Source organism: Glycomyces harbinensis (assembly GCF_900101745.1).
In the GTDB taxonomy this organism is placed as follows: domain Bacteria; phylum Actinomycetota; class Actinomycetes; order Mycobacteriales; family Micromonosporaceae; genus Glycomyces; species Glycomyces harbinensis.
In genome coordinates, this window is sequence record NZ_FNAD01000006.1 from 110763 (window position 1) to 136107 (window position 25345).

Below are 25345 nucleotides of genomic sequence, written 5' to 3' on the forward strand. Positions count from 1 at the left end.
GTGGGCCGCGCCTTGCGTGACAGGTGAGGTTAGGCAAGCCTGAGTGCCACGTCTCACCTCGGGTCGTCTCGACGCGCCGCCGCGAATTAAGTAACATTTACCTTGTGGAAATGGTGACGAGGGCGACCAGCCACTCGACGGACGGGGACACCCGCCGCCGAGTGACCAGGCTGCTGCTCGAACACGGCCCCGCCACGGCCGTCGACCTCGCGCAGGCTCTCGGCATCACCGCCACCGCCACCCGCCGCCATCTCGACGCGATGGAGGCCGAAGGCCAGGTCGAGACCCGCGTGGTCAGGACCGCCGGCCGCGGAAGGCCCGCCAAGAGCTACCAGCTCACGGCCGCCGCCCGCACGAACATCGGCCACACCTACGATGACCTCGCGATGGAGGCCCTGCGCTGGATCCGCCGCTTCGAAGGCGAGGACGCCGTCGGCGGCTTCGCCGCCGAGCAGGTCGCGCGCCTGGAGGCCCGCTGCCGGGCCGCCCTCGACGCGGTCGACCCGGACGATCCGATGGCGCGCGCCCAGGCGCTGGCCACCGCCATGTCGGGCGAGGGCTACGCCGCAACGGCGTCGGTCATCGCCTCGGGCGGGCAGATCTGCCAGCACCACTGCCCGGTGGCGGGCGTGGCCGCGGAGTTCCCGCAGCTGTGCGAGGCGGAGACTCGGGTGATCAGCCGCCTGCTGGGCGTCCACGTCCAGCGGCTGGCCACGATCGCCAACGGGGACGGGGTGTGCACCACCCACGTGCCCGGCAAGACCCACGGCCGCAAGGCCACAGGCGCCGACGGGGGAAGCGGACCGGTTCCGCTGCCCGACCCCGGACGCGCGGACCGATAACCCGACAGGTCAAAGGTGAGACTTGAGATGACCGACACGCAGAAGCCCGAGCCGCTCAGCCAGGAAGAGGCGCTCGCCTCCCTGGAGCGGTACGAGTACGGCTGGGCCGACTCCGACGCCGCCGGCGAGAACGCGCGCCGCGGGCTGACCGAAGAGGTCGTCCGCGACATCTCCGCGCGCAAGGCCGAACCCGAGTGGATGCTCGACCTGCGCCTGAAGGGCCTCAAGCTCTTCGGCCGCAAGCCCATGCCCAACTGGGGCGCCGACCTGTCCGGCATCGACTTCGACAACATCAAGTACTACGTCGAGGCCTCCGAGAGGCAGGCCGAGTCCTGGGAGGACCTGCCCGAGGACATCAAGAAGACCTACGACAAGCTGGGCATCCCCGAGGCCGAGCGCCAGCAGCTCGTCTCCGGCGTCGCCGCCCAGTACGAGTCGACCGTCCTCTACCACTCCATCCGCGAGGACCTGGAGCAGCAGGGCGTCGTCTTCATGGACACCGACACCGCGCTCAAGGAGCACCCCGAGCTCTTCAAGGAGTACTTCGGCACGGTGATCCCGGTGGGCGACAACAAGTTCGCCGCGCTGAACACCGCGACCTGGTCCGGCGGCTCGTTCATCTACGTGCCCAAGGGCGTCCACGTCGACATCCCGCTCCAGGCCTACTTCCGGATCAACACCGAGAACATGGGCCAGTTCGAGCGCACGCTCATCATCGCCGACGAGGGCTCGTTCGTGCACTACATCGAGGGCTGCACCGCCCCGGTGTACTCCTCGGACTCGCTGCACTCCGCGGTCGTGGAGATCATCGTCAAGAAGGACGCCCGCGTCCGGTACACGACCATCCAGAACTGGTCGTCCAACGTCTACAACCTGGTCACCAAGCGCGCCATCGCCGAGCAGGGCGCGACCATGGAATGGGTCGACGGCAACCTCGGCTCCAAGGTCACCATGAAGTACCCGGCCGTGGTCATGGTCGGCGAGCACGCCAAGGGCGAGGTCCTGTCGGTCGCCATGGCCGGCGCGGGCCAGCACCAGGACACCGGCGCGAAGATGACGCACGCCGCGCCGCACACCTCCTCGACGATCGTCTCCAAGTCGATCTCCCGGGGCGGCGGCCGCACCTCCTACCGCGGCCTGGTCAAGGTCGACGAGGGCTCGCACCACTCGAAGTCCACGGTCAAGTGCGACGCGCTGCTGGTCGACACCATCTCGCGCTCCGACACGTACCCGTACGTCGACATCCGCGAGGACGACGTCGACATGGGCCACGAGGCCACGGTCTCCAAGATCGGCGAAGACCAGATGTTCTACCTCATGAGCCGGGGCCTCACCGAGGACGAGGCGGCGGCCATGATCGTGCGCGGCTTCATCGAGCCCATCGCCAAGGAGCTGCCGATGGAGTACGCCCTCGAGCTGAACCGCCTGATCGAACTCCAGATGGAAGGCGCGGTCGGTTAAGCGACCGGTCGAGGACTAGGAACCAGAGATTTCATGAGCATCGAATTGGCAGTCGCCAAGCCGCACACCCACGGCGCCGGAGAAGTGCCCCCGAAGACCAAGTCCCAGCTGCTGCGCTCGTTCGAGCCCGCCGACTTCCCGGCCCTCACCGGCCGCGAAGAGGACTGGCGCTTCACGCCCGTCAAGCGCCTCGCCGGGCTCGAGTCGACCGAGACCGCGCCCGCGGCCAAGGCCGCCGAGTACGCGATCCGCAGCCTGCCCGAAGGGGTCACCGCCGCGGCCGTCGGCAAGGACGACGAGCGCCTCGGCTCCATCCTCACGCCCTTCGACCGGCCCAGCGCCGTCGCCTGGGCCAAGAGCGAGAAGGCCCTCCTCGTCGCCGTCGCGCCCGAGACCCGGGTGTCCGAACCCGTCTGGATCGACGTCACCGGCGGCGGCCTCGACGGCGCCACCTGGGCCCACACGTTCATCGAGGTCGGCCACCACGCCGACGCCACCCTGATCGTGCGCCACACCGGCCTGGCCCGCCTCGGCGACAACGTCGAGATCTCCGTCGGCGACGGCGCGCACCTGCGCCTGGTCGTCGTCGCCGAATGGGACCGCGAGTCCACGCACGTCGAGCACCAGAAGGCCCGCCTGGGCCGCGACGCCAAACTCGACCACATCGCCGTCACGCTCGGCGGCGACCTGGTCCGCCAGTACCTGTCGGTCGACTACGCCGCCCAAGGCGGCTCCGTGGACGCCTACGGCCTCTACTTCGCCGACGCCGGCCAGCACCTGGAGCAGCGCCAGCTCGTGGACCACTCGGTCCCCGACTGCCGCTCCAACGTCAACTACCGCGGCGCCCTCCAGGGCCGGGACGCGCACACCGTGTGGATCGGCGACGTCCTCATCCAGGACAAGGCCACCGGCACCGACACCTACGAGATCAACCGCAACCTCGTGCTCTCCGACGGCGCCCGCGCCGACTCGGTCCCCAACCTGGAGATCGAGACCGGCGAGATCACCGGGGCCGGACACGCCTCGACGACCGGCCGCTTCGACGAGGAGCACCTGTTCTACCTCCAGTCCAGGGGCATCCCCGAGCCGGAGGCCCGCCGCCTGGTCGTCAAGGGCTTCTTCAACGAAGTCCTCCAGAAGATCCCCGACGAGGGCCTGCGCGAGGAGCTCACCGAGCTCGTCGTCGCCCGCCTCGACTCGGGTGCCTTCGTCGCGCCGGGAGACATCGAGGCAGGTGCCTAGATGACCGACGCCGACTTCCTGCGCGTGTGCGCGCTCGACGACCTGCCGGAGGCCGAGCCCGTCGCGGCCGACATCCACGGCACGTCGATCGTGCTCGTCCGCCGGGCCGACGAGGTGTTCGCCCTCCACGACGAGTGCTCCCACGCCGCCGTGGCGCTCTCCGAAGGCGACATCGAGGACTGCTCGATCGAATGCTGGCTCCACGGGTCGAGCTTCGACCTGCGGACCGGCAAGCCGTCCGGGCCGCCCGCCACCGTCGCCGTCCCGACCTACCCGGTCGAGCTGCGCGAGGGCGACGTGTACCTCAGCCTGAAACCCAAGACCACCGAAACCGCGAACTGACGCCGAGAAGGAACACCAGTCATGAGCAAGCTTGAGATCCGCGACCTGCACGTCTCGGTCAACACCGAAGAGGGCGCCAAGCCGATCCTGCACGGCGTCGACCTGACCATCAACTCGGGCGAGACCCACGCCATCATGGGCCCCAACGGCTCCGGCAAGTCCACGCTCGCCTACTCGCTGGCCGGGCACCCGAAGTACGAGATCACCGGCGGCGAGGTCCTCCTCGACGGCGAAGACGTCCTGGCGATGACCGTCGACGAGCGCGCCCGCGCCGGCCTGTTCCTCGCCATGCAGTACCCGGTCGAGGTCCCCGGCGTCAGCGTCTCCAACTTCCTGCGCACCGCCAAGACCGCCGTCGACGGCGAGGCCCCCAAGATCCGCACCTGGATGAAGGACCTCAAGGGCGCCATGGCCGACCTCAAGATGGACGAGGCCTTCGTCAACCGCAACGTCAACGAGGGCTTCTCCGGCGGCGAGAAGAAGCGCCACGAGATCCTCCAGATGGAGCTGCTCAAGCCCAAGATCGCCATCCTCGACGAGACCGACTCCGGCCTCGACGTGGACGCGCTGCGCACCGTCTCCGAGGGCATCAACCACGCCAAGGCCACCAGCAACCCCGGCGTCCTGCTCATCACGCACTACACGCGCATCCTGCGGTACGTGAAGCCCGACTTCGTCCACGTCTTCGTCGACGGCCGGATCGCCGAAGAGGGCGGGCCCGAACTCGCGGACAAGCTCGAAGCCGAGGGCTACGAGTCCTACGTCGGCACGAAGGCCGCCTAGCCAACCGGAAAGAAGGAGCCCGTGGACGCCGCAACCAAGCTCGACGTCGAGGCCATCCGCGCCGACTTCCCGATCCTTCGGCGAATGATCGGCGACAAACCGCTGGCCTACCTCGACTCGGCCGCGACCTCGCAGAAGCCCGTCCAGGTCGTCGAGGCGATGCGCCGCTTCACCGAGCACTCGAACGCGAACATCTCGCGCTCGGTCCACACGCTCGGTTCCGAGGCCACCGAGGCCTACGAGGGCGCCCGCGCGAAGGTCGCCGCGTTCATCGGCGCCCCGAGCGCCGACGAGGTGGTGTTCACCAAGAACTCCACCGAGGCGATCAACCTGATGGCCTACGCGTTCCAGAACGCGGCGCTGGACCCGGCCGCCGACCCGCGCTTCAAGATCGGCCCCGGCGACGAGATCGTCGTGACCGAGATGGAGCACCACGCCAACCTCATCCCGTGGCAGCAGCTCGCGCTGCGCACGGGAGCGACGCTGAAGTGGATCGGCATCACCGACCACGGCCGCCTCGACCTCGAGAGCGTCCCCGAAGTGATCACCGAGCGGTGCAAGATCGTCTCGTTCACCGCCGTCGCCAACCTGCTCGGCACCGTGAACCCGACCTCCCAGATCACCGCCCGCGCCCGCGAGGTCGGCGCCCTGGTGGGCCTCGACGCCTCCCAGTCCGTGCCGCACATTCCGGTGGACGTCGCCGAACTCGGCGTCGACTTCATCGCCTTCACCGGACACAAGATGCTCGGGCCCACCGGCATCGGCGTCCTGTGGGCGAAAGCGGACCTCCTGGACGCGATGCCCCCGTTCCTCACGGGCGGCTCGATGATCAAGACCGTCACCATGGAGCGCACCACGTTCGCCCCGGCACCGGCGAAGTTCGAGGCCGGCACGCCGCCGATCGCCGAGGCCGTGGGCCTCGCGGCCGCCGTCGACTACCTCGACAAGCTCGGCATGGAGAACGTGCGCGCCCACGAGAAGGAGCTGGCCGGGTACATGCTCGAGCGGCTCGAGACCGTCGACGGCCTCACGGTCATCGGCCCGCGCGTCCCGATCGGGCGCAGCGCCACGGTCTCCTTCACCTTCGCGGACGTCCACCCGCACGACGTCGGCCAGATCCTCGACGCCGAGGGCATCGCCGTCCGCGTCGGGCACCACTGCGCCAAGCCCACGTGCGACCGCTTCGGCGTCAACGCCACCACGCGCGCCTCCGGGTACGTCTACAACACCCACGAGGAAATAGACCGGCTCGTGGAGGCGTTGGCCCAGGTGCGAAAGGTGTTCGGCTGATGAATCTCGACGAGCTCTACCAGGAAGTCATCCTGGACCACTACAAGCGCCCCCGCGGCGTCGGCCTGCGTGAACCCTTCGAGGGCGAGTCCCACCAGGTCAACCCGACCTGCGGCGACGAGATCACCCTCCGGGTCCACGTGGAGGGCGGCAAGGTCGCCGACGTCTCCTACGAGAACGTCGGCTGCTCGATCTCCAAGGCCTCCGCGTCGGTACTGTACGAACTCGTCAACGGTTCGACCGTGGACGACGCGCTGGCCCGCCTGGCCGAGTTCACCGAACTGATGAACTCCAAGGGCCAGGACGAAGGCGACGAGGAGACCCTGGAGGACGCGGTCGCGTTCGCCGGCGTCTCGAAATACCCGATGCGCGTCAAATGCGCGCTGCTGGGCTGGATGGCGTTCAAGGACGCCCTGGTCCGCGCAGAAGCCTCGATCCCGGGAAGGACCGACGCAGCATGAGTGAAGATGTGAAGACCAAAGAGGACGACATCCTCGAGGCCATGAAAGACGTCGTCGACCCCGAGCTGGGCATCAACGTCGTCGACCTGGGCCTCATCTACGGCGTCCACGTGGACGAGCAGAACGTGGTCACCCTCGACATGACGCTCACCTCGGCGGCCTGCCCGCTGACGGACGTCATCGAGGACCAGTCCCGCTCGGCTCTGACCAGCGGCCCGGAAGGCGGCCTCGCCGCCGACCTGAAGATCAACTGGGTGTGGATCCCGCCGTGGGGCCCCGACAAGATCACCGACGACGGCCGCGACCAGCTCCGCGCCCTCGGATTCAACGTCTAGTCGATGGTGAAGATCCGCCCCGCCTCCGGCGGCGGCAGGATCGTCGAGGTCGAGCCCGAACGGCTCCCCAAGTGGGTCGCGAACTTCGCCGCCCGCAACGGCGGCATCGCGGGCCACCACGCCGAAGGCGACGCCTGGACGATCGAATCGAACGAAGGCCCGTCGGCCGGTCTCGGCGAACTTGCGAGCCGTAAATCGGCACAAGTCACCTGGGCACTGGCCGGCGGCCTGCCCTCCTCGTGGCTACTCGACGCCGACCCGGTGACGGCCGCCGAGCATCTGCGGGACTACGCCCTCGAGCCGCGCCGCATCGCCGTCCTCCTCGCCCGCAAGGGCGCTTACTCGGTCGGCATCGTGGAGGACGGGCGGGTGAAGGTCTCCAAGACCGACACCGCCTACGTCCAGGGAACGACCAAGGCCGGCGGCCAGTCCCAGCAGCGTTTCGCGAGAAGGCGTGAAGGCCAGGCGAAGGCCGCCGAGAAGCGCGCCCGGGAGGCCGTGTTCGCCGTCCTCGGCAACGCCGCGTTCGACGCGCTGGTCACCGGCGGACCGGTCGAGGGCATCCTCGAGGACCCGAGGCTCGCCGAGCTCAGACCAGCCGTCCACTTCGGCGACATCGCCGAACCCAAGGCGGTGCTGCTGACCGAGACGGCCTACCGTGCCATCGGCTTCCGGGTCCGGCTGCCGCAGTAGCGACGCGGCGGCTCGGGACGCTCACGCCAAGGCGAGGGTGACCAGGCGCTCGGCGTGCAGCCGCGTCGAGTCGAAGACCGGGACCGGACCGTCGCCCTCGTCCACGAGCAGCGTGATCTCGGTGCAGCCGAAGATGATCCCCTCGCAGCCGCGTTCGGCGAGGTCGGCCATGAACCGCCGGTACGCCCTGCGGGAGTCCTCGTTGACGACGCCCAGGGTCAGCTCGTTGTAGATGATCTCGTGGACCACGTCGCGGTCCTCGGCGGGCGGCACCACGACCTCGATGCCGTGCCCGGCCATCCGCTCGGTGTAGAACGGCATCTCCATGGTGAACCGCGTCGCCAGGAGCCCGACGCGCCCGACCCCGGCCGCCCGGATGCTGTCGGCGGTCGCGTCGACCAGGTGCACGAACGGCACCGACACAGCCGCCTCGATCTGGTCGGCCACCAGGTGCATCGTGTTGGTGCACAGGCCGATCAGGTCGGCCCCGCCGCGTTCGAGCGACGCGGCCGCCTCGGCGAGGACCTTGCCCGCGCCGTCCCAGTCGCCGGCGCGCTGCATCGCCTCGATCTCCGCGAAGTCCACGGTGACCATGAGGCTGCGGGCGTTGTGCTGCCCGCCGAGCCGCTCGCGGACGTCCTGGTTGACGAGCCGGTAGTACTCGGCGGACGACTCCCAGGACATCCCGCCGATCAATCCGATGGTGCGCATCGCCCCATTGTGCCCGACCGCGAGTTCAAGTGAAGAGGCTGATGACGGCGCCGACGATGATGCCCACCAGCCCCACCAGCGCGCTCAACTTGGTCCAGCGGAGCATCTGCCCCTCGTCGTCGCCGGCCGGCGACGCTGCGACGGCGCGAGCCTGCGACCGCCGTTCGGGTCCGCGGCGCAGCCGGGCGCCGAAGGCACGGAACCGGAACCGGCGGCTCGAAGCGCCCTCCTGCTCCATGCCCAGTCGGTGCAGCGCGGTCATGTCCTTCGCGAACTCCTCGATGGAGTCCTGGTTGGGGATCCGTCGGCCCGGGACCAGCATCACGTGGTGCTTCTCCAGCAGGACTTCGGTCAGCGCGGCCATCGCGTTCCGGCGCAGCCGGTCCGGGAGGACGCCCTCCGCCTCGATGAGGGCATCGGCAGACCAGGCGTAGCGGTTGAGCCGGAGCAACTGGTAGGCGTCGGTGTCGGGTTTGGCGCACTTGTCGTCGAAGAACTGGCTGTGCGTCCGTTCGATGACGCCGTTCGCGATGGCCTCGGCCGCTTTGCGCAGGTCCACGCTGGTGCTCTCGGCCCGGCGTACCGCGATGAACGCGACGGCGCTCACCGCGAGCTCGAAGCCGCGCCGCTCGGCGTGCCGCCACAGGCCCGTGTTGACGTCCCACTGCCGCTCCAGGAAGTCGACGATGTCGCCGATCTTGTCCCGGTGCTCCTGCGGCGCCCATTGCGACAGCGCGATCGCGATGACGGCGGCCGGGTAGACCCGCTCGCCTCCGCCGCAGCGGGACTGGAGCGTCTCGATGGTGCCGTCGGGTCGGACGCTCGCGGCCACGAACGCGATCATCCGCTTGATCGCAGGGGGAGGCTCGCCCTGGTCGAAGCAGGGGCGCAGTCCGATCAGGAGCTTGGCGGCGACCTCCGGACCGGTGTAGTCGGCGACGCGGCAGCGGACGGCGCCGTTGGGCCCGACCTTCCTGAGCAGCGCCCGGTAGTCGTCGGGGGTGACCGCCGCCCGCGCGACGCCGGCCCTGCTGAGGACCCGGTTGAGCTCCATCACGGCGACGGTCGCGCAGAAGGAGACCTGAACGCCGCCTTCGAACACGGCGCGCCACAGGTTGCCCTCACGGAACCGGTTGCTGCGGATGAGGTTGTGGCCGTATCCGACGGTCTTGGCGATATCTCGGGAGGGACGCTTTCTGCGTCTGGACAAGGGAGCTCCGATGGGACGGGGCCGCATCGCTTGGTACGCGGACCGGGAGGCTGACAGGACTTCGAACTCGGAAGCTGATTGACCGCTACGGGGTCGCCCTCGGCGACCGGAGGATTCGGAGATTGCCTGAATCCGCGCGACGCCTTGCCGGTCGGCGACGTGCGGCTGCGATTGCCATGGCGGAATCGTACCCGAGGGCTATTCGGATCCTTGGTGAAGTAAATCGCCGATCGCGATGAGAAAGCGCATTCCTGTCTGATATCCGACGCTCATCGGCCGGTATTGAGCGTCCTTACGGGTTGTCGATTCCCTAGGCGTGTGCAATTGCAAAAAGGTTGCACGGTCGAATTCCCGAATGCGGTTTGGATGGCACGCCGAACGAACGTTGATTCGTGGTCGATTCGGCGAGGTCGATCGGCGTCCGGATGCGGAATCGACTGCACCGCAAAGATTGACGAGATGTGCGGAGTTGAGCGTTCCGCGAATTGACAGGTTTCCTCAATGAATGGGTTCGCCATTGTTTGCATAGGCAGTTGAATGTGCCAACTTGTGCTCGGCCGTATCGAGGAATGTTTCTATGTTCTGCGTCACCGCGGTATCGACGGAGCCTGCAGGTCGCGACGGCGCACCGGAGGGCTGACCAGGTTCTGGTCTTCCAGGCCGGTGCTGAAGTCCGGGTCGGGCCCGTTCGCGATCAGGGCCTCTTTCGCCCGGGAGGGGTCGCGCATCAGTTCGAAGGCGGTGCGGCACCACGTCGTGGCCGGGATGGAGATGCTGCCGTAGAGCTCCTGGTCGTGCGCGGACACGACCCACACGTCCTCCTCGCGCAACCAGCGGTCGGGCTGGAGGCGGGTCGAGCGGAGATACCTGAAGGACCGGCGGAACGGCGCGGCGTCGCGGGTGGCGGCGATGAGCGCGGTGAGCACGGCGCCGGTGAACCCCGGCGAGGGCGGCGCCTGCCGGATCGGGCCCCACAGGCCCGACCTCGACTGCCGGAGCAGGAAGCCGGTGATGCGCTCGCGCTTGTCGGGGTGCGCGTCCCACAAGGAGAAGGCCAGGAGCGTGAGCGATGCGGGGTAGGTGCGTTTGAGCCCCTCCCCGGTGATCAGCGTGGCGGCGATCGTCCGGCCCGGCTCCGGCCCCCTCGGCCAGCCCACGTCTTCGCCTTCGCAGGTGGACCGGACCGATCCGTCCGCGCTACGAACCTGCTCGCTCAGGAAGTCCAGTCCGCGATCGATCCGCTCGTCGCGCCGGTGGCCGGCCTGGGCCAGCGTCACCAGGGCCAGCGCGGTGATCTCGGTAGGTGCGAATCGGAACTCGGCGCTCGGGAAGTAGCCCTTGTCGTGCTGTCGTGATAGGAGCTCGCCCGATGCCCGGCGTATGCGCTCCCGGGTTTCGGCGGGCTCGGCCGATGTGTTCCAGAGTGAAAGGAGTGAATTGAGGAACAGACAGTATTCCCAAGTGCTGAAATCGCGACTCGCGGCTGCCAATGCACGGCCGGCTTCAGATGATTCGATTCGATCGCGCATGGGAACCTTCAGGGGGATAGTCTGCCAGTGCAGTCGATGCGGGGATGGACGCGGGAATATCGGAATGCGGACCTGCTGGGGGCGGGAAGCTAAGGCAAAGCTTAACAACGATGCTCCTGTCGGGTGGTGTCAGGTCGCCGATATCAAGGTGTTTTCGCAGGAGGGCCGCAACGCCTTTCGAATGCGATTTCCCCATTGGTCGAGCCCCGGACCGGCGGCGAACCGCCGGCCCGGGACCGCCGTTCAGGGCGCGAAGGTGATCGCGGTGGACCAGCCGCCGTGGATCTGGTCCTGGACCTTCATGTGCAGCAGCTGGAACGCTTCGAGGGCCCTGGCGTGCGCGAGGCCGCCCACGTCGATCGGCCGCAGTTCCGCGTCGACGCACAGGCCCACCACGGTCTTCTTGGCGTCGGCGTCCTCGCCCGCGACGAACACGTCGAGCGTCCCGGTGTTCGCCAGGCGCGAGGCGAACGTGGTGTTGAAGGCCTTGACCACCAGCGCGTCCGGGGCCGCCTCGGCGATCTCCTCGGCGGCCGACTTTCCCGGCGGCGTGACGAGCCCGTCGAACGTGTCGAAGTCGACCGGGTTGCAGATGTCGATCACGGTCTTGCCCGCGAGCTGGTCCGACCAGAGCCGGGCGACCTCCTTGCCGCCCTCGTACGGCGTCGCGAGCACGATCACCGGGGCGCCGGCGGCGCTGTCGAGCGGTTCGCCCGCGGCGCTGTCGCCCAGTTCGGCGGCCAGGTCCGCGGCCTTGTCGGGTTCGCGGGCGGCGATGCGCACCCGGTGCCCGCCGCGCACCAGTCGCAGGCCGATGCCGCGGGCCATGTTGCCCGCGCCGACGATCAGGATCTCCATGTGTCCTCCTCTTGCTGTCGTCCGTTGGAGACGTCCGGGCGGGGTGTCATGGGGAGGTCTCGGCGCGGACCTCGCAGCCTTTCGCGTCCGGGTCCTCGACGGCGGGCTTGGCGCCGCGCAGTGTCAGGTTCGGCATGAACAGCGTCAGCGCGATGGTGACGGCCGCGATCGAGGCGGCGACGAGGAACACGAGGTCGAGGCCGTCGGTGAAGGCCTGCTGGACCACGACCCGGACCGGTTCGGGCAGGTGGGCGACGACCGTGGGGGACTGCATGACCGCCGTCAGGTCGGTCCGGCCGAAGCCCGCGGCCTGCTCGGGCGACAGCTGCGCCAGGGCGCCCGGCAGGTTCGCGGCGAGTTCGTCGTTGAGCTTGGCGGTCATGACCGCGCCGAGCACGGCGGTGCCGATCGCGCCGCCGAGCGACCGGGCGAAGTTGTTGGTGCTGGTGCCCGCGCCGAGGTCCTCGACCTTCACGATGTTCTGCATGGCGAGCACGAGCGGCTGCATGAACATGCCCATCCCGACGCCGAGCACGAGCAGGTAGAGGCTGCTGAGCCACAGCGGCGTGTCGACGTGCAGCTGCGTGAACAGGGCCAGCCCCGCGGTGATGACGATCGACCCGGTGACGAGGAACCACTTGTAGCGCCCGAGCCTGGAGATGACGAAGCCCGAGGACACCGAGGTCAGCACCATGCCGGCCATCATGGGGATCATGAGCAGGCCGGACTCGGTGGGGGAGTAGCCGCGCACCATCTGGAAGAACAGGGGGATGTAGACGATCCCCGAGAACATGCCGACGCCGAAGACGAGCGCGATGACGCTGGCGAGCGCGAAGGTGCCCTGCCGGAACATCCGCAGCGGCAGGATGGGCTCCTCGGCGCGCGTCTCCACGAGCAGGAACGCGGCGGTGAGGACCGCGGCGGCGGCGAACAGGCCGAGGACGACGCCGGAGGTCCACGCGTACTCGCTGCCGCCCCAGGTGACGGCCAGCAGCAGGCAGACGACGGCGGGGACGAGGCAGGCCGCGCCGAGGTAGTCGATCCTGCGTTGCCTGGTCGGGAAGTGGTGGCGGCGCAGGATCTGGTTGACCGCGATCATGGCCGCGAAGCCCAGCGGCAGGTTGATGTAGAAGATCCACCGCCAGTCCACTTCGGAGAGCCAGCCGCCGAGGACGGGGCCGGCGACCGAGGAGACGCCGAAGACCGCGCCGAAGAACCCCTGGTACTTGCCCCGCTCCCGCGGCGACACGACGTCGGAGACGACGGTGAACGCGAGGGAGATGAGGCCGCCGCCGCCCAGGCCCTGGAGGCCGCGGAAGAGGATGAGCTGGAGCATGTTCTGCGAGAGCCCGGCGAGCGCGGAGGCCACGAGGAAGATGACGATGGCGGTGAGGATGACCGGGCGCCTGCCGTAGAGGTCGGAGAGCTTCCCGTACAGCGGGGTGGAGGCGGTCGTGGCGATGAGGTAGGCGGTGACGACCCACGTGTAGTTGTCCATGCCGTCGAGGTCGCCGACGATCGTGGGCAGGGCGGTGCCGACGATGGTCTGGTCGAGCGAGGCCAGGAGCATCGTGAGCATGAGGGCGCCGAAGAGGGTGTAGAGCTCCCGGCGGCTCATGCCCGCGGGGCCGGTTCGCTCACTCATACCGCCGAGCGTATGGCCCGCCTCGCCTGGGGCGGGCCGAAACGGGGCATTAGGGCTTCCTGTCGACCGCCCACGATCCGGCGGGGACGATGACGTGCCCGACCTGGGCTTCCTTCTCGGTGTGGTTGATGATGAAGCGCCACTGGCCGCGGTCGACCACGTCGACGCCGGCCCAGCCCGGGCCGGTCAGTTCGAGCGCTTCGAACAGGCGGTCCCAGGCCTCGTCGACGAGCTTGCACGAGACGTACCAGGCCTCGCCCTCGCCGAAGGGGTTGACGGTGACGGCGGGCTGGTTCTCGATGACCTCGCCCGTGGCGTACTGCGTGACGCACTGGGCGCCGCGCAGTTCGACCAGTTCGCAGAAGCGCTCGGCGGCCCCGAAGTTCCACAGGGCGCGCAGTTCGCCCGAGGGCTGGGGCAGGTGCTCGGTGACGCGGATGCCGAACAGGTCGGTGAGGCCGCCGAGGTACCCGTCGAGCCAGACCTGGCAGTGCTCGTCGACGGCGCCGGTGAGGTAGGAGGCCACGAGGCGCCCGCCGCCGGCGGTGAACCAGCGCAGGTTCTCGGCGGCGGCCCGGCTGAGCACGTACGTGGTCGGGGCGATCACCGTGGAGTACTTCGACAGGTCGCCTTCGGGGGCGACGAAGTCGGCGACCACGCCGCGGTCGCGCAGGACCCGGTGGATCTGGGCGACGTTCTCGAAGTAGTCGACCGGCGCGGGCAGGTGCCCGCCCGCGGTGGCCCACCACGAGTCGGGGCTCCACAGGATCGCGACGCGGGCCTCGACGGGGGACTCGACGGTGCGGGCGAGGCCCGGCAGCGTGTTCCCGAACTCGGTGACCTCGCGGAACATGCGGGTGTTCTTGCCCGCGTGGGGGACCAGTGCCGAATGCCACTGCTCGGAGCCGCCGCGTCCGGCGCGCCACTGGAAGAACATGGCGCCCTTGGAGCCGCGGCTGATGTGGATCATCGAGTGGCGCGCCATCCGGCCGGGCGCCTTGGCGATCGACCCGTCCTTGGAGTGGACCGTGGCCGCGGCCTGCTCCATGAGGATCCAGTCCCCGCCGCCGGCCCACGAGCGGGAGAGGTCGGCGTGGAGGGCGCTCTGCTGCTCGGCCCTTTCGTCGGGCGCCGAGGGGTAGGAGTCGAACGCGACGACGTCCACTTCGCCCGCCCACTTCCAGTGGTCGACCGGGACCCATTGGCCGAACACGAAGTTCGTGGTGACGGGGATCTCGGGGTTCGCCTCGCGCAGGATCTCGCGCTGCTCCTTGTAGTGCGAGAGCATCGCGTCCGAGGTGAAGCGCTTGAAGTCGAGCTCGTGCGCCGGATTGTGGAGGTACTGGGTCGCGCGCGGCGCGAGGACCTGGTCCCACTCGCCGTACCGCTGGCTCCAGAACGAGCCCCACCACGCCTCGTTGAGCGCGTCGATCGTCTCGTACTTCGCCTCGAGCCAGACCCGGAACGCCCGCTCGGCGTGCGCGGAGTACGAGGCCGACCCGTACTCGTTGTGGATGTGCCACATGGCGAGCGCGGGGTGCTCGGCGTACCGCTCGGCGAGTTTCGCCGCGATCCGCCGGGACGCCTCCTGATAGTCGGGCGCGCAGACGTCGTAGGTGTCGCGCGAGCCGTGCACCTGCACCACGCCGTCGGGGCGGGTGTTGAGCGCGTCCGGGTAGGCGATGCCGAACCACGGCGGCGGCGAGGCGGTCGGGGTGGCGAGGTCGACGCGGATGCCCCCGGCGTGGAGCTTGTCCATGATCCGGTCGAGCCAGTCGAAGTCGTACTCGCCCTCGCGCGGCTCCAGGCGCGACCAGGAGAACACCCCGAGGGTCACCAGGTTGACGCCCGCCTCGCGCATGAGCAGGACGTCGTCGTCCCAGACGTCCTCGGGCCACTGCTCGGGGTTGTAGTCCCCGCCGTAGCTCAAGCCGTCGACGCCTTTGGGCCAGTCCATGGGGGTCCTCCGAGGTGCGCGTTCACAGCGCGCGGCGGCACTGCGGGTCAGTTAGTTGTAAGACAAAACTAACTGGTTCCGGGGTGTTTCGGCCAGCCTAATGCGTGCGAATCGGACTCGGATCTACTGGGAGGCGCTGAGCGCGGCGAACCGCTCGTGGCGCAGCCGCTCGGGCCACGTGTCGTCCAGCGGCGGCAGCTGCGCCGGGTTCACCCCGACCGCCCACGCCAGGAGCAGGTCGGCGAGCTTCGGGTTCCGCGCGAGCCCCGGGCCGTGCATATAAGTGCCGATGACGTGCCCCGCCCAGGCGCCCTCGGTCGCGCCGTCGTTGCCGACGCCGGCCGTGACGCGCGCGAGCGGCTGCACCGCCTCGCCCAGGTGCGTGCGCCCGCCGTGGTTCTCGAACCCGGTGATCGGGCCGATGCCCAGCTGCGGCGCGGCCTCGCCGGCGATCTCGCCCACGGCCCGCGACGGGCCCCGGTCCGAACGCAGGTCGAGGATGTTCAGGCCCTCGTAGGCGCGGCCGTTCGCGTAGAACGACGCGCCGAGCAGCTGGTACCCCGCGCAGATCGCGAGGATCGGCTTCCCGGCCTCCGCCGCGCGGCTGAGCGCGCCGTCCTGCAGGAGCCGGTCGGCCGCGACGGCCTGCGGGCCGTCCTCGCCGCCGCCGATGAGGTAGATGTCCGCGGTGTGCGGGATGTGCTGGTCGCTGCGGATCTGCATCGGCTCCACGTCGATCCCGCGGGCGCGGGCGCGGTGCGCCAGGACCAGGAGGTTCCCCCGGTCGCCGTAGGTCGACAGGAGGTCGGGGTAGAGCCAGACGATGCGCAGGGTGCTCAGTGCCACGGTGGAACGCTCGCTCTCTCAGTTGACCCGGTTGAATTCGGCGCGCACGTCCTGGAACGCCGTGTAGTTCGCCACGACCTCCACCGGACCCGGCGGCACCGCCGCGATCGCGGCCCTGATGTCGTCCACGACGATGAAGTCGACCCCGTCGACCTCCAGGCGCACGGCCAGGTCGGTGCGGCGGTCGCCGGTGACGACCACCTTCCGGCCCGACAGGGAGGTGAAGTCCACGTCGTAGATCCACGAGGTGTCGAACCCGTCGACCTCGCGGGCGTTCAGCGACAGGACCACCGGTGGGCCCTGCTCGATCATGTCGAACGACTCGAGCCAGCCCGCGGGGTTCTTCGCCAGCAGCAGCCGCAGGTGCCGGCCGTCGCGCTCGACCTTCGCGTACCGCCCCGCCACCGACGTCACCGCGGACAGCCGCGGCGCCGCCTGCACCGGGTCGACCCCGAACAGGCTCGCCACCGCCAGGGCGGTGGCCGCGTTCGCGCGGTTCACGCGCCCGGGCAGCTGCAGGTTGAGGTCGTAGCGGCGCCCGTCGGGCCCGACGACGGCCTCGCCCTGCTGCGCCACCGACCACTGCGGGCTCGGGCGGTTGAGGCCGCAGTTCGTGCAGCGCCAGAACTCCCCGAACCGGTCCAGGTGCGCCCCGCAGTTGGGGCAGATCGCCGAGTCGGCGGTCCAGCTCTGGCCCGCCGCGACCCACACCACGCGCTGGCAGACCGAGGCGGCCCACACGATGAGCGGGTCGTCGGCGTTGGCGACGACCGTCGTCTGGCCCGCCGAGGCCTGGAGGGTCTGGCGCCACTTCGCGGCCAGGGCGGTGACCTCCATGGCCCGGTCGAGCTGGTCGCGCGAGAGGTTCAGCAGCGCGACGACCTTCGGGCTCGCCGCGTCCAGCAGCTGCCCGAGGTAGTGCTCGTCGCATTCGAGCGTGGCGTACTCCGCCTTGGGGGCCTTCGCGAGCGCGGTCGTGTGCCCGGTGGGCATGTTCGCGCCGAACGAGTTGGTCGCGACCTTCCCGATCGCCTCCAGCGCGGCCGTGGTGAAGCGCGTGGTCGTGGTCTTGCCGTTGGTGCCGGAGATGAGCACGACGTGGCGCCCCTCGGCGAGGAGCTCCAGGAGCCGCGGTTCGACGATCAACCCGACGCGGCCGCCGATCACCGAGCCGTCGCCACGACCGGTGGCCCGCGAGAGCGCCGCCGCGGTCCTGAGGAGCGTGGTGGCGAATTTCGCGCGTGGGGTCAGATTCGCGCTCATGCGGGCTCGCTTTCGGCTTGATCGGACTCGACGACTATGAAGAAGAGTTTGTCACACGGCCACCGGATCGCGTGATGAGTGGCACCGGTGCGTGAGCTGCGTCGGACCCCGCCGCCGCCGCAGTGACGAACGCCGATGCGGGCCCGCGCCCGTCGCCCCGCCCGCACCCGGGCCGGAGCGGCTTCGCCGCGCCGCATCCCCGCCTCCGGGCAGCGGCTCCGCGGCGCGTCCGCCGCTTCCCTCCCCGCCCTCACTCCACAGTGATCAGCCGCGCGCGGACCGTGCCGGGTCTCGTCGCAATGCGTGCGCGAGTCGTCGCCGACCGGCCGATCCGATTGGGGCGCTTCCCACCCGAAGGGGTGAACTCTGAATGAATCTCGCCTTTGGACCCCCATGTTGCGCACTCGTCACTCCACACTCCTCCACCGATGCTGACCAGCACATACGTCACACCAACCACGGAAGCCACGCGGAAACAACCCCCATAGGTGGGGAAGAGTGGAGTAAGGTGGGGCGCAATGGCGGGACTGGTGGCCCGCCAGCGCGGTCGGGGAGGCCGCGCAGCCTGAGAGTCACGGGGGGTGGCGCCGATGTTCCTCGGTACCCATACCCCGCGCCTGGACGACAAAGGCCGCGTCATCCTCCCCGCCAAGTTCAGGGAAGGACTGGCGGAGGGAGTCGTGATCACCAAGGGCCAGGAGCGGTGCCTCTACGTGTTCCCGGAGGCGGAGTTCGCGCGCATCGCCGAATCCCTCCAGCAGGCCCCCATGTCGAGCAAGACCGCCCGCGCCTACAGCCGGGTGTTCTTCGCCTCGGCCCACGACGAGGTCCCCGACAAGCAGGGCCGCGTCAACATCCCGCCCCGACTGCGCGAATACGCCGGACTCGACCGCGACCTGGTCGTCATCGGCGCCTCGAACCGGGTCGAGATCTGGAACACCACGACCTGGGACGAATACCTGGAGGCCTCCGAGGAGGCCTTCGCCGACATCGAAGAGGGCGACCTGCCCGAAGGACTGTAGAGAAGGAGGTGAGCGGAATGAACGCATCGAACGCACCGCATGTCCCCGTCATGCTCGACGAGGTGCTCGACTACCTGGCCCCCGCCGCGGCCCGGCCCGGCGCGCTGGCCGTCGACGCGACCCTCGGCGCCGGAGGCCACACCGAGGCGCTCCTGACCGCCCACCCCGGCCTCACCGTCATCGGCGTCGACCGCGACCCCGCCGCCCTCGAACTCGCGTCGAAGCGGCTCGCCGACTTCGGCGACCGCTTCATTCCGGCCCGGGCGGTTTACGACGCGATCCCCGAGGTACTGGGAGACAACGGCTTCGACGGGGCCGACGCCCTCCTGTTCGACCTCGGCGTCTCCTCGATGCAGCTCGACCAGGCCGACCGCGGCTTCGCCTACAGCCAGGACGCGCGCCTGGACATGCGGATGAACCCCGACGACGCCCTCACCGCCGAGATCGTCGTGAACACCTACCAGCCGGGCGACCTCGTGCGCATCCTGCGCGAATACGGCGAGGAGAAGTTCGCGACCCGCGTCGTCAGGGCCATCGTCGACGCCCGCGCCCGGGCGCCGATCACGTCCAGCTCCGCCCTGGCGGACCTGGTCCGCGACGCCATCCCGGCCGCGGCCCGCCGCACCGGCGGCAACCCGGCCAAGCGCACCTTCCAGGCCCTGCGCATCGAGGTCAACGGCGAGCTCGAGACGTGGGAGCGGGCCCTGCCCGCCGCCCTCGACCGGCTCACCCCCGGCGGGCGCGTGGTGGTCATGTCCTACCACTCGCTCGAAGACCGCATCACCAAGCAGGAACTGGCCCGCCGAGCCAGCTCCTCCAGCCCGGCCGGCCTCCCGGTCGACCTCCCCGGCACCGAGCCCACCTTTCGACTCCTTACGAAGAAGGCCCAGCAACCGACCCAGACCGAACTCGACCGCAACCCGCGAGCGGCGCCCGCCCGGCTCCGCGCCGCGGAACGCATCGCACCGTCCACAGGACCAGGAGGCGCACCATGAGCGACCAGTACCGTCGAGCTCAAGCCGACCCCGAGGAGATCATCAAGGCCGCCCGCCGCCGGGCCCGCGCCGCGTCCTCGCGCCGCAGGTCCCTCGTGGGCGAGTCCGCCGATGCCCCCGTCTTCGACGGGAACCTCGCGGTGCAGCCCGAAACGGTCCCGATCGACCTGCCGCCCGTGGAGGCTCCGGCCGCGCCGCAGCGCGAGACCGTGGTCATCCCGCGCACCAAGACCGCCGAGCGCCCCGCCACCAAGGCCGCGCCCGAGCCGGTCGAGGTGCCGCGCCCGGCGTTCGTCGGCGGGATCATCGCGCTGGTCGTCGCCGGCATCGTGGGCCTGCTGCTGCTGAACGCGGTCATCAACCAGGACGCCTACCGGCTCCAGGAGCTGCGGACGCAGGCGGGCGAGCTGGACCAGACCGAGCAGGCGCTGGCCGACGAGCTGACGAACCTGAACTCGCCCAACAACCTCGAGGCCGCGGCCCTGCGGTACGGGATGGTCCACCCGGAGAAGGTGACCTACCTGTACCTCCCCGGCGGCGAGACCATCGAGCTGCCCTGGAACCGAGAGTAAGGACGTCGATGACCGAATCCGACCCCCGTCGACGGCGCGACCCCTCCTCGATCAGCCGGGCCCGTCGTTACACGCCTCGCGGACGCACCGTCCGCGAGGCGGCGGAGGGGCCGGAGGACAACCGGGCCAGGGAGAACGGGGCGCGCGACCGCGAGGCCGCGCGCCGCGAGCGCAACCGGGCCCAGCAGCCCGAGACCGAGGACGTCGCGGCGAAGCGCCGCCGCGAGGCCGCGGCCCGCTCGCGCGAGCGGCGCCAGCGCGAGACCGGCGCGATCCCCGTCGAACCCCGCCCCGAGTCCAAGTCCACCGGATCGCCGCGCACCGGCTCTGCCCGATCAGAGCCGGTGCGCCGCACCGGCACCGTTCGCGAGCAGACCCGGCGCACCGGGGCCGTGCGACCCGGCTCGACCCGCCGCACGGGCACGGTCGGGTCCCAGCGGCGCCCCGCCGGCCGCACCACCGGGCCCGTCCCGGTCCGGCCGGGCCCGCGCCTGCCGCGCCTGGGCAACCCGTCGCGGCGCATGCGCATGGCCGCGGCCTTCGTCATGGTCCTCCTGGTGCTCTCGGGCACCCGCCTGATCCAGCTCCAGGTCACCGACTCGGCGGCGTACGCGGCCGAGGGGCTGAACCAGCGCCTGACCACCGAGCCGCTCCCGGCGGCGCGCGGCTCCATTCTGGACCGCGACGGCAACCGGCTCGCGTACTCGGTCAGGGCCAACTACATCGCCGTCGACCCCGCGATGGTCAAGGGCGACCCCGCCGAGCTCGCGGCGCAGCTGGCGCAGCTGCTGGGCCGCCCGGCCTCGGAGCTGGAGCCGCTCATCGGCACGAAGCAGACCCCGCAGGGGGACGACATCCGCTTCGCCTACCTCCAGCGCGGCGTCGACCTCGGCATCGGCGACCAGATCCGCGAGATGGAGAACCCCGGCCTGATCATCGGCGACGACGAGCGCCGCGTGGTGCCCGGACTCGACTTGGCCGCCAACGTCATCGGGTTCACCGGCGGCGACGGCGGCGAGGGCCTGGGCGGCCTGGAGGCCTCCTACGACGACTGGCTCTCGGGCACCGACGGCGAGGTCTCCTACGAGCGCAGCCAGTCCGGCCAGCCGATCCCGGGCGCCTTCTACCGCGAGGAGGAGGCGGTGCCGGGCAAGGACATCCAGCTGACGCTCGACGCGGACCTCCAGTTCCAGGTGCAGAACATCCTGGAGGCCACGGTCCAGGACCACGACGCCGAGTTCGGCTCGGCGCTGGTGATGGAGGTCGGCACCGGCGAGATGCTCGCGATGGCGTCGACCCCGACCTACAACGCGGCCGATCCGTTCGATGTGGACGATCCGGAGGCCTACCGCGACTACGCCACGCAGGCCACGGTCGACCCCGGCTCGATCCACAAGGCGATCGTGTTCGCAGCGGCCCTCGAGGAGGGCTGCATCGAGCCGGACGGCACCATGCCCGTCGAGCAGTCGATCAACAAGGGCGGCGTCAACTACACCGACACCTACGACCACGGCGACGCGGTGCTGAGCCTGGCCGGGATCATCGCCCAGTCCTCGAACGTGGGCACCATCCAGCTCGCCGACTGCATCGGCGCGGAGAAGCTCTACGAGTACCAGCTGGCGTTCGGGCTCGGCGAGCCCACGGGCGTGGGCGTGTCCGGCGAGGCCTCGGGCATCCTCCAGGAGCCGGAGAACTGGTCGGGCACCTCGGCGGGCTCGGTCCCGATCGGCCACGAGGGCACCGCGACGATCATGCAGATGGCCGCGATGTACGCCGCGATCGCCAACGACGGCGTCTACGTGCAGCCGACCCTGGTCGACCACCTCGTGGACGCCGACGGCGATCCCGTCGAGGAGGAGTCGGAGGAGGACTCCCACCGGGTGATCTCGACCGAGACCGCCCAAGACCTCCAGTACCTCCTCCAGGCGCCGATCGCGGCCGAGACGGGCACGGGCCGCAACGCCGAGCTCGAGAACTACCACCTGGCCGGGAAGACCGGCACGGGCGGCCTGGTCGTGGACGGCGAGTACGCGGAGGGCAACGTGGCCTCGTTCGTGGGATTCGCCCCGGCGGAGGACCCGCAGTACGTGGTGGCCGTGAGCGTCTACGTCCCCGGCGGCGGTGGCGGCGGCTCCACGACCGGCGAGGCGTTCAAGGAGATCAACGAGTTCGCCTTGGGCTACTTCGGGGTTCGCCCCGCGACCGACCCGGCCCCGGTGTTCGACGTGTGGGGTTGAGCCGCGCCGGTCCCGAGTGCGGTCGGCGCACCGGGCGCGGGCGTGACGCTGGTCCGAAGTTCTGCCCGAGGGGGAATCGGAGGTCGGCCCCGGGCGTTAGCATCGAAGGCGTCAAGGAAGAAGGAGCCGATTGTTTTGAACGTTGACCCTTGGGCACTGTGTGAAGTCCTCGCCGAGCCGCCGGAGGCTCGGGGAGCCGTCCTGCTGCACTTCCTCGACGGTTTCATGGACGCGGGGCAGGCAGGGCGCGGGGTCGTGGACCACCTGTTCAAGACCTGCGAGCACACGCCGGTCGCGTCCTTCGACGTGGACCAGCTCATCGACTACCGCTCCAGGCGGCCGAACCTGACGTTCTCGATCGACCGCTGGTCCGACTTCGAGGCGCCGCAACTGGTCGTCTACCTCATGAGGGACGCGTCCGACCGGGCGTTCCTGCTGCTGACCGGGCCCGAGCCCGACTTCGCCTGGGAACGCTTCGTGGACTCGGTCGAGGACCTGGTCGAGCACTGGCACGTGCCGCTGACCCTGGGCTTCCAGGGCATCCCGATGGGCGTCCCGCACACGCGGCCGCTCGGGATGACCGTGCACGCGACCCGGCCCGAACTCGTCTTCGACAACCGCCCGGTCTTCAACGAGGTCACGGTCCCCGGGAACGCCGCGGGGCTCCTGGAGTACCGCCTCGGCGAGTCCGGGCGCGACGCGATCGGCCTGTCGGTCCACGTGCCGCACTACGTGATGCAGATGACCTACCCGGCCGCCACGATGCGCCTCCTGGAGGGCATCCGCGAGGCCACCGGCCTCGACCTGCCCAGCGACGACGACCTCGAAGTCGAACGCGCCCAGGTCGACTCGGACATCGCCGAGCAGGTCTCGGAGTCCGACGAGGTCGGCGAAGTGGTGAAGACCCTTGAGGACCAGTACGACTCGTTCACCGAGGCCGCCGAGACCGACGAGATGCTCCAGGACGGGCGCATGCCCACCGCCGACGAGCTCGGCGCGGCCTTCGAGTCCTTCCTCGCCGAGCGCCAGCGGGGCGAGGACGACAAGTTAGCGGCGTGAAGAAGCGGGCCCCGGCATCGGCCGGGGCCCGCTTCCTGTTACCGCTTTACTTGCCGTGCTTGGCCTTCGAGGCCGAGCGGCCGCGCTCCTTCTGGTCGAGGACGACCTTGCGGATGCGGACGGTCTCGGGCGTGATCTCCACGCACTCGTCCTCGCGGCAGAACTCCAGCGACTGCTCCAGCGACAGCGCCCGCGGCGGGACCACGTTCTCGGTCGAGTCCGCCGCCGCCGCACGCATGTTCGTGAGCTTCTTCTCCTTGGTGATGTTCACGTCCATGTCGTCCGAGCGCGAGTTCTCGCCGACGATCATGCCCTCGTACACCTCGGTGGTCGGCCCCACGAACAGGGTGCCGCGCTCCTGGAGGTTGATCATCGCGAACGCGGTGACCGCCCCGGCCCGGTCGGCCACGAGCGAGCCGTTGTTGCGGGTGCGCAGCTCGCCGAACCACTGCTCGTGCTTCTCGTAGATCGAGTGCGCGATGCCGGTGCCGCGGGTCTGCGTCAGGAACTCGGTCCGGAAGCCGATGAGGCCGCGGGAGGGCACGAGCCACTCCATGCGGATCCAGCCCGAACCGTGGTTGGTCATGGTCTCCATGCGGCCCTTGCGAGTCGCCATGAGCTGCGTGATCGCGCCCAGGTGCTCCTCGGGGGAGTCGATGGTCAGGCGCTCGACCGGCTCGTGGGTCTTGCCGTCGATCTGCTTGGTCACGACCTCGGGCTTGCCGACCGTGAGCTCGAAGCCCTCGCGGCGCATCTGCTCGACCAGGATCGCCAGGGCCAGCTCGCCGCGGCCCTGCACCTCCCAGGCGTCGGGGCGCTCGGTCGGCAGGACCCGGAGCGAGACGTTGCCGACCAGTTCGCGGTCGAGGCGGTCCTTGACCAGGCGCGCGGTGACCTTGTGGCCCTTGCCGCCCTTGCCGACCAGCGGCGAGGTGTTCGTGCCGATGGTCATCGAGATCGCCGGCTCGTCCACGGTGATGAGCGGCAGCGCCACCGGGTTCTCCGGGTCGGCCAGGGTCTCGCCGATCATGATGTCGGGGATGCCCGCGATGGCGCAGATGTCGCCGGGGCCGGCCATCTCGGCGGGCTTGCGGGTCAGCGCCTCGGTCATCATCAGCTCGGTGATGCGGACGTTCGACATGGAGCCGTCGCGCTTGATCCAGGTGACGGTCTGACCCTTGCGCAGCTCGCCCTCCTCGACGCGGCACAGCGCGATGCGGCCCAGGAAGTTGTCGGCGTCGAGGTTCGTCACGTGCGCCTGGAGCGACGCGCCGGGCGTGTACTCGGGCGCGGGCACGTGCTCGATGATGGTGTCGAAGAACGGCTTGAGGCTGTCGGAGTCCTCGGGGACCGTGCCGTCCTTCGGCTTGGTCAGCGAGGCGACGCCGTCGCGGGCGCAGGCGTAGACGATCGGGAACTCGATCTGCTCCTCGTCGGCGTCCAGGTCCAGGAACAGGTCGTAGGTCTCGTTGACGACCTCGTCGATGCGGGCGTCGGGGCGGTCGGTCTTGTTGATGCACAAGATGACCGGGAGCCTCGCGGTGAGCGCCTTGCGCAGCACGAAGCGGGTCTGGGGCAGCGGGCCCTCGGAGGCGTCGACGAGCAGGACCACCGCGTCCACCATGGACAGGCCGCGTTCGACCTCGCCGCCGAAGTCGGCGTGGCCGGGCGTGTCGATGATGTTGATGACCATCGCGGAGCCGTCGGTCGGATTGGTGTAGTGGACCGCGGTGTTCTTCGCGAGGATCGTGATGCCCTTCTCGCGTTCAAGGTCACCGGAGTCCATGACGCGGTCGTCGACGGCGGCGCCCTCGCGGAAGGCGCCCGCCTGCTTCAGCATGGCGTCGACGAGCGTGGTCTTGCCGTGGTCGACGTGGGCGACGATGGCGATGTTTCGCAGATCAGAGCGTGTAGACACGACGACCATTGTCGCTCAAGGAGCGGACCGCCCTGGCGTCAACCCAGGTGATCGCGGACACCTGCTCGGCGAAC

23 protein-coding genes are annotated in these 25345 nt (G+C 69.8%); 14 read left to right on the forward strand and 9 right to left on the reverse strand.

The features are described from left to right. Positions 1-110 precede the first annotated feature (110 nt). The 9 genes from BLQ63_RS11955 to BLQ63_RS11995 are packed head-to-tail and all read left to right on the forward strand — an operon-like array spanning position 111 to position 7449. Positions 111-842 carry a helix-turn-helix transcriptional regulator gene (locus tag BLQ63_RS11955; RefSeq protein WP_091034308.1) on the forward strand — a complete coding sequence of 244 codons (732 nt, stop codon included), beginning with the start codon at positions 111-113 and terminating at the stop codon, positions 840-842. Between the two features lie 27 nt (positions 843-869). Beyond that, the gene (gene sufB / locus BLQ63_RS11960) at positions 870-2303 is read left to right on the forward strand and encodes a Fe-S cluster assembly protein SufB (protein WP_091034311.1); all 1434 of its coding nucleotides are present in this window, start codon (positions 870-872) and stop codon (positions 2301-2303) included. 33 nt (positions 2304-2336) lie between these two features. Continuing rightward, positions 2337-3545, forward strand: a complete 1209-nt coding sequence (gene sufD, locus BLQ63_RS11965; protein ID WP_091034314.1) for a Fe-S cluster assembly protein SufD — start codon at positions 2337-2339, stop codon at positions 3543-3545. After that, entirely contained in the window at positions 3546-3887 is a 342-nt protein-coding gene (locus BLQ63_RS11970; protein ID WP_091034316.1) for a non-heme iron oxygenase ferredoxin subunit, read from the forward strand. A 21-nt stretch (positions 3888-3908) separates the two neighbouring features. Then, positions 3909-4670, forward strand: coding sequence for a Fe-S cluster assembly ATPase SufC (sufC, locus tag BLQ63_RS11975; RefSeq protein ID WP_091034319.1), 762 nt, complete (start codon positions 3909-3911; stop codon positions 4668-4670). A 21-nt stretch (positions 4671-4691) separates the two neighbouring features. Continuing rightward, positions 4692-5960 (forward strand): cysteine desulfurase, encoded by a 1269-nt coding sequence (locus BLQ63_RS11980; RefSeq protein ID WP_281187779.1) that lies wholly within the window; start codon positions 4692-4694, stop codon positions 5958-5960. Next, positions 5960-6421, forward strand: a complete 462-nt coding sequence (gene sufU / locus BLQ63_RS11985; RefSeq protein ID WP_091034322.1) for a Fe-S cluster assembly sulfur transfer protein SufU — start codon at positions 5960-5962, stop codon at positions 6419-6421. Before BLQ63_RS11980 ends, sufU begins: the two co-directional genes overlap by 1 nt. Then, entirely contained in the window at positions 6418-6756 is a 339-nt protein-coding gene (locus BLQ63_RS11990; protein WP_177154895.1) for a metal-sulfur cluster assembly factor, read from the forward strand. The genes sufU and BLQ63_RS11990 overlap by 4 nt, the downstream gene beginning before the upstream one ends. A 3-nt stretch (positions 6757-6759) precedes the next feature. Then, entirely contained in the window at positions 6760-7449 is a 690-nt protein-coding gene (locus BLQ63_RS11995; protein ID WP_091034328.1) for an acVLRF1 family peptidyl-tRNA hydrolase, read from the forward strand. A 21-nt stretch (positions 7450-7470) separates the two neighbouring features. Here the strand turns inward: BLQ63_RS11995 and BLQ63_RS12000 are convergent, their stop codons facing one another. From BLQ63_RS12000 to BLQ63_RS12035, 8 genes are all read right to left on the reverse strand, one after another. After that, entirely contained in the window at positions 7471-8160 is a 690-nt protein-coding gene (locus BLQ63_RS12000) for an aspartate/glutamate racemase family protein (protein ID WP_091034333.1), read from the reverse strand. Between the two features lie 25 nt (positions 8161-8185). Beyond that, positions 8186-9370 (reverse strand): hypothetical protein, encoded by a 1185-nt coding sequence (locus BLQ63_RS12005; protein WP_091034337.1) that lies wholly within the window; start codon positions 9368-9370, stop codon positions 8186-8188. A 587-nt stretch (positions 9371-9957) separates the two neighbouring features. Next, on the reverse strand, positions 9958-10647 hold the full coding sequence (locus BLQ63_RS12010; RefSeq protein ID WP_091034340.1) for a hypothetical protein: 690 nt from the start codon (positions 10645-10647) through the stop codon (positions 9958-9960). Between the two features lie 495 nt (positions 10648-11142). Then, a complete protein-coding gene (locus tag BLQ63_RS12015) occupies positions 11143-11757 on the reverse strand; it encodes an NADPH-dependent F420 reductase (RefSeq protein WP_091034344.1) in 615 nt (204 codons plus the stop codon). 46 nt (positions 11758-11803) lie between these two features. Then, on the reverse strand, positions 11804-13402 hold the full coding sequence (locus BLQ63_RS12020) for an MDR family MFS transporter (protein WP_091034348.1): 1599 nt from the start codon (positions 13400-13402) through the stop codon (positions 11804-11806). Positions 13403-13451: 49 nt separating this feature from the next. Next, positions 13452-15359, reverse strand: coding sequence for a beta-galactosidase (locus BLQ63_RS12025; RefSeq protein WP_091034351.1), 1908 nt, complete (start codon positions 15357-15359; stop codon positions 13452-13454). 123 nt (positions 15360-15482) lie between these two features. Further along, entirely contained in the window at positions 15483-16205 is a 723-nt protein-coding gene (locus tag BLQ63_RS12030; RefSeq protein ID WP_091034353.1) for a type 1 glutamine amidotransferase, read from the reverse strand. An 18-nt stretch (positions 16206-16223) separates the two neighbouring features. Then, on the reverse strand, positions 16224-17468 hold the full coding sequence (locus tag BLQ63_RS12035) for a Mur ligase family protein (protein WP_218125219.1): 1245 nt from the start codon (positions 17466-17468) through the stop codon (positions 16224-16226). Positions 17469-18058: 590 nt separating this feature from the next. Between BLQ63_RS12035 and mraZ the strand changes: the two genes are divergently transcribed. The 5 genes from mraZ (at position 18059) to BLQ63_RS12060 (ending at position 23353) form a co-directional block, all read left to right on the forward strand. After that, entirely contained in the window at positions 18059-18490 is a 432-nt protein-coding gene (gene mraZ, locus BLQ63_RS12040) for a division/cell wall cluster transcriptional repressor MraZ (RefSeq protein WP_091034856.1), read from the forward strand. A 17-nt stretch (positions 18491-18507) separates the two neighbouring features. After that, on the forward strand, positions 18508-19485 hold the full coding sequence (gene rsmH / locus BLQ63_RS12045) for a 16S rRNA (cytosine(1402)-N(4))-methyltransferase RsmH (protein WP_091034355.1): 978 nt from the start codon (positions 18508-18510) through the stop codon (positions 19483-19485). Further along, positions 19482-20057, forward strand: a complete 576-nt coding sequence (ftsL, locus tag BLQ63_RS12050) for a cell division protein FtsL (protein WP_091034356.1) — start codon at positions 19482-19484, stop codon at positions 20055-20057. The genes rsmH and ftsL overlap by 4 nt, the downstream gene beginning before the upstream one ends. An 8-nt stretch (positions 20058-20065) precedes the next feature. Next, entirely contained in the window at positions 20066-22294 is a 2229-nt protein-coding gene (locus tag BLQ63_RS12055) for a peptidoglycan D,D-transpeptidase FtsI family protein (RefSeq protein ID WP_091034357.1), read from the forward strand. 135 nt (positions 22295-22429) lie between these two features. Next, on the forward strand, positions 22430-23353 hold the full coding sequence (locus tag BLQ63_RS12060) for a proteasome assembly chaperone family protein (protein WP_091034358.1): 924 nt from the start codon (positions 22430-22432) through the stop codon (positions 23351-23353). Between the two features lie 46 nt (positions 23354-23399). On the opposite strand, the gene typA is transcribed toward BLQ63_RS12060, so the two are convergent. Next, positions 23400-25271, reverse strand: coding sequence for a translational GTPase TypA (gene typA / locus BLQ63_RS12065; protein ID WP_091034858.1), 1872 nt, complete (start codon positions 25269-25271; stop codon positions 23400-23402). Between the last annotated feature and the right edge of the window lie 74 nt (positions 25272-25345).

What these genes read in the sequence shown, in the direction of transcription:
- BLQ63_RS11955 (WP_091034308.1), top strand. Translation starts at nt 111, where the DNA reads ATGGTGACGAGGGCGACCAGCCACTCGACGGACGGGGACACCCGCCGC.
- BLQ63_RS12025 (WP_091034351.1), bottom strand. Translation starts at nt 15,359, where the DNA reads ATGGACTGGCCCAAAGGCGTCGACGGCTTGAGCTACGGCGGGGACTAC.
- BLQ63_RS12035 (WP_218125219.1), bottom strand. Translation starts at nt 17,468, where the DNA reads ATGAGCGCGAATCTGACCCCACGCGCGAAATTCGCCACCACGCTCCTC.
- BLQ63_RS12055 (WP_091034357.1), top strand. Translation starts at nt 20,066, where the DNA reads ATGACCGAATCCGACCCCCGTCGACGGCGCGACCCCTCCTCGATCAGC.
- mraZ (WP_091034856.1), top strand. Translation starts at nt 18,059, where the DNA reads ATGTTCCTCGGTACCCATACCCCGCGCCTGGACGACAAAGGCCGCGTC.
- BLQ63_RS11990 (WP_177154895.1), top strand. Translation starts at nt 6,418, where the DNA reads ATGAGTGAAGATGTGAAGACCAAAGAGGACGACATCCTCGAGGCCATG.
- sufC (WP_091034319.1), top strand. Translation starts at nt 3,909, where the DNA reads ATGAGCAAGCTTGAGATCCGCGACCTGCACGTCTCGGTCAACACCGAA.
- BLQ63_RS11995 (WP_091034328.1), top strand. Translation starts at nt 6,760, where the DNA reads ATGGTGAAGATCCGCCCCGCCTCCGGCGGCGGCAGGATCGTCGAGGTC.
- BLQ63_RS12015 (WP_091034344.1), bottom strand. Translation starts at nt 11,757, where the DNA reads ATGGAGATCCTGATCGTCGGCGCGGGCAACATGGCCCGCGGCATCGGC.
- sufU (WP_091034322.1), top strand. Translation starts at nt 5,960, where the DNA reads ATGAATCTCGACGAGCTCTACCAGGAAGTCATCCTGGACCACTACAAG.
- BLQ63_RS12020 (WP_091034348.1), bottom strand. Translation starts at nt 13,402, where the DNA reads ATGAGTGAGCGAACCGGCCCCGCGGGCATGAGCCGCCGGGAGCTCTAC.
- BLQ63_RS12000 (WP_091034333.1), bottom strand. Translation starts at nt 8,160, where the DNA reads ATGCGCACCATCGGATTGATCGGCGGGATGTCCTGGGAGTCGTCCGCC.
- BLQ63_RS11970 (WP_091034316.1), top strand. Translation starts at nt 3,546, where the DNA reads ATGACCGACGCCGACTTCCTGCGCGTGTGCGCGCTCGACGACCTGCCG.
- ftsL (WP_091034356.1), top strand. Translation starts at nt 19,482, where the DNA reads ATGAGCGACCAGTACCGTCGAGCTCAAGCCGACCCCGAGGAGATCATC.
- sufB (WP_091034311.1), top strand. Translation starts at nt 870, where the DNA reads ATGACCGACACGCAGAAGCCCGAGCCGCTCAGCCAGGAAGAGGCGCTC.
- sufD (WP_091034314.1), top strand. Translation starts at nt 2,337, where the DNA reads ATGAGCATCGAATTGGCAGTCGCCAAGCCGCACACCCACGGCGCCGGA.
- rsmH (WP_091034355.1), top strand. Translation starts at nt 18,508, where the DNA reads ATGAACGCATCGAACGCACCGCATGTCCCCGTCATGCTCGACGAGGTG.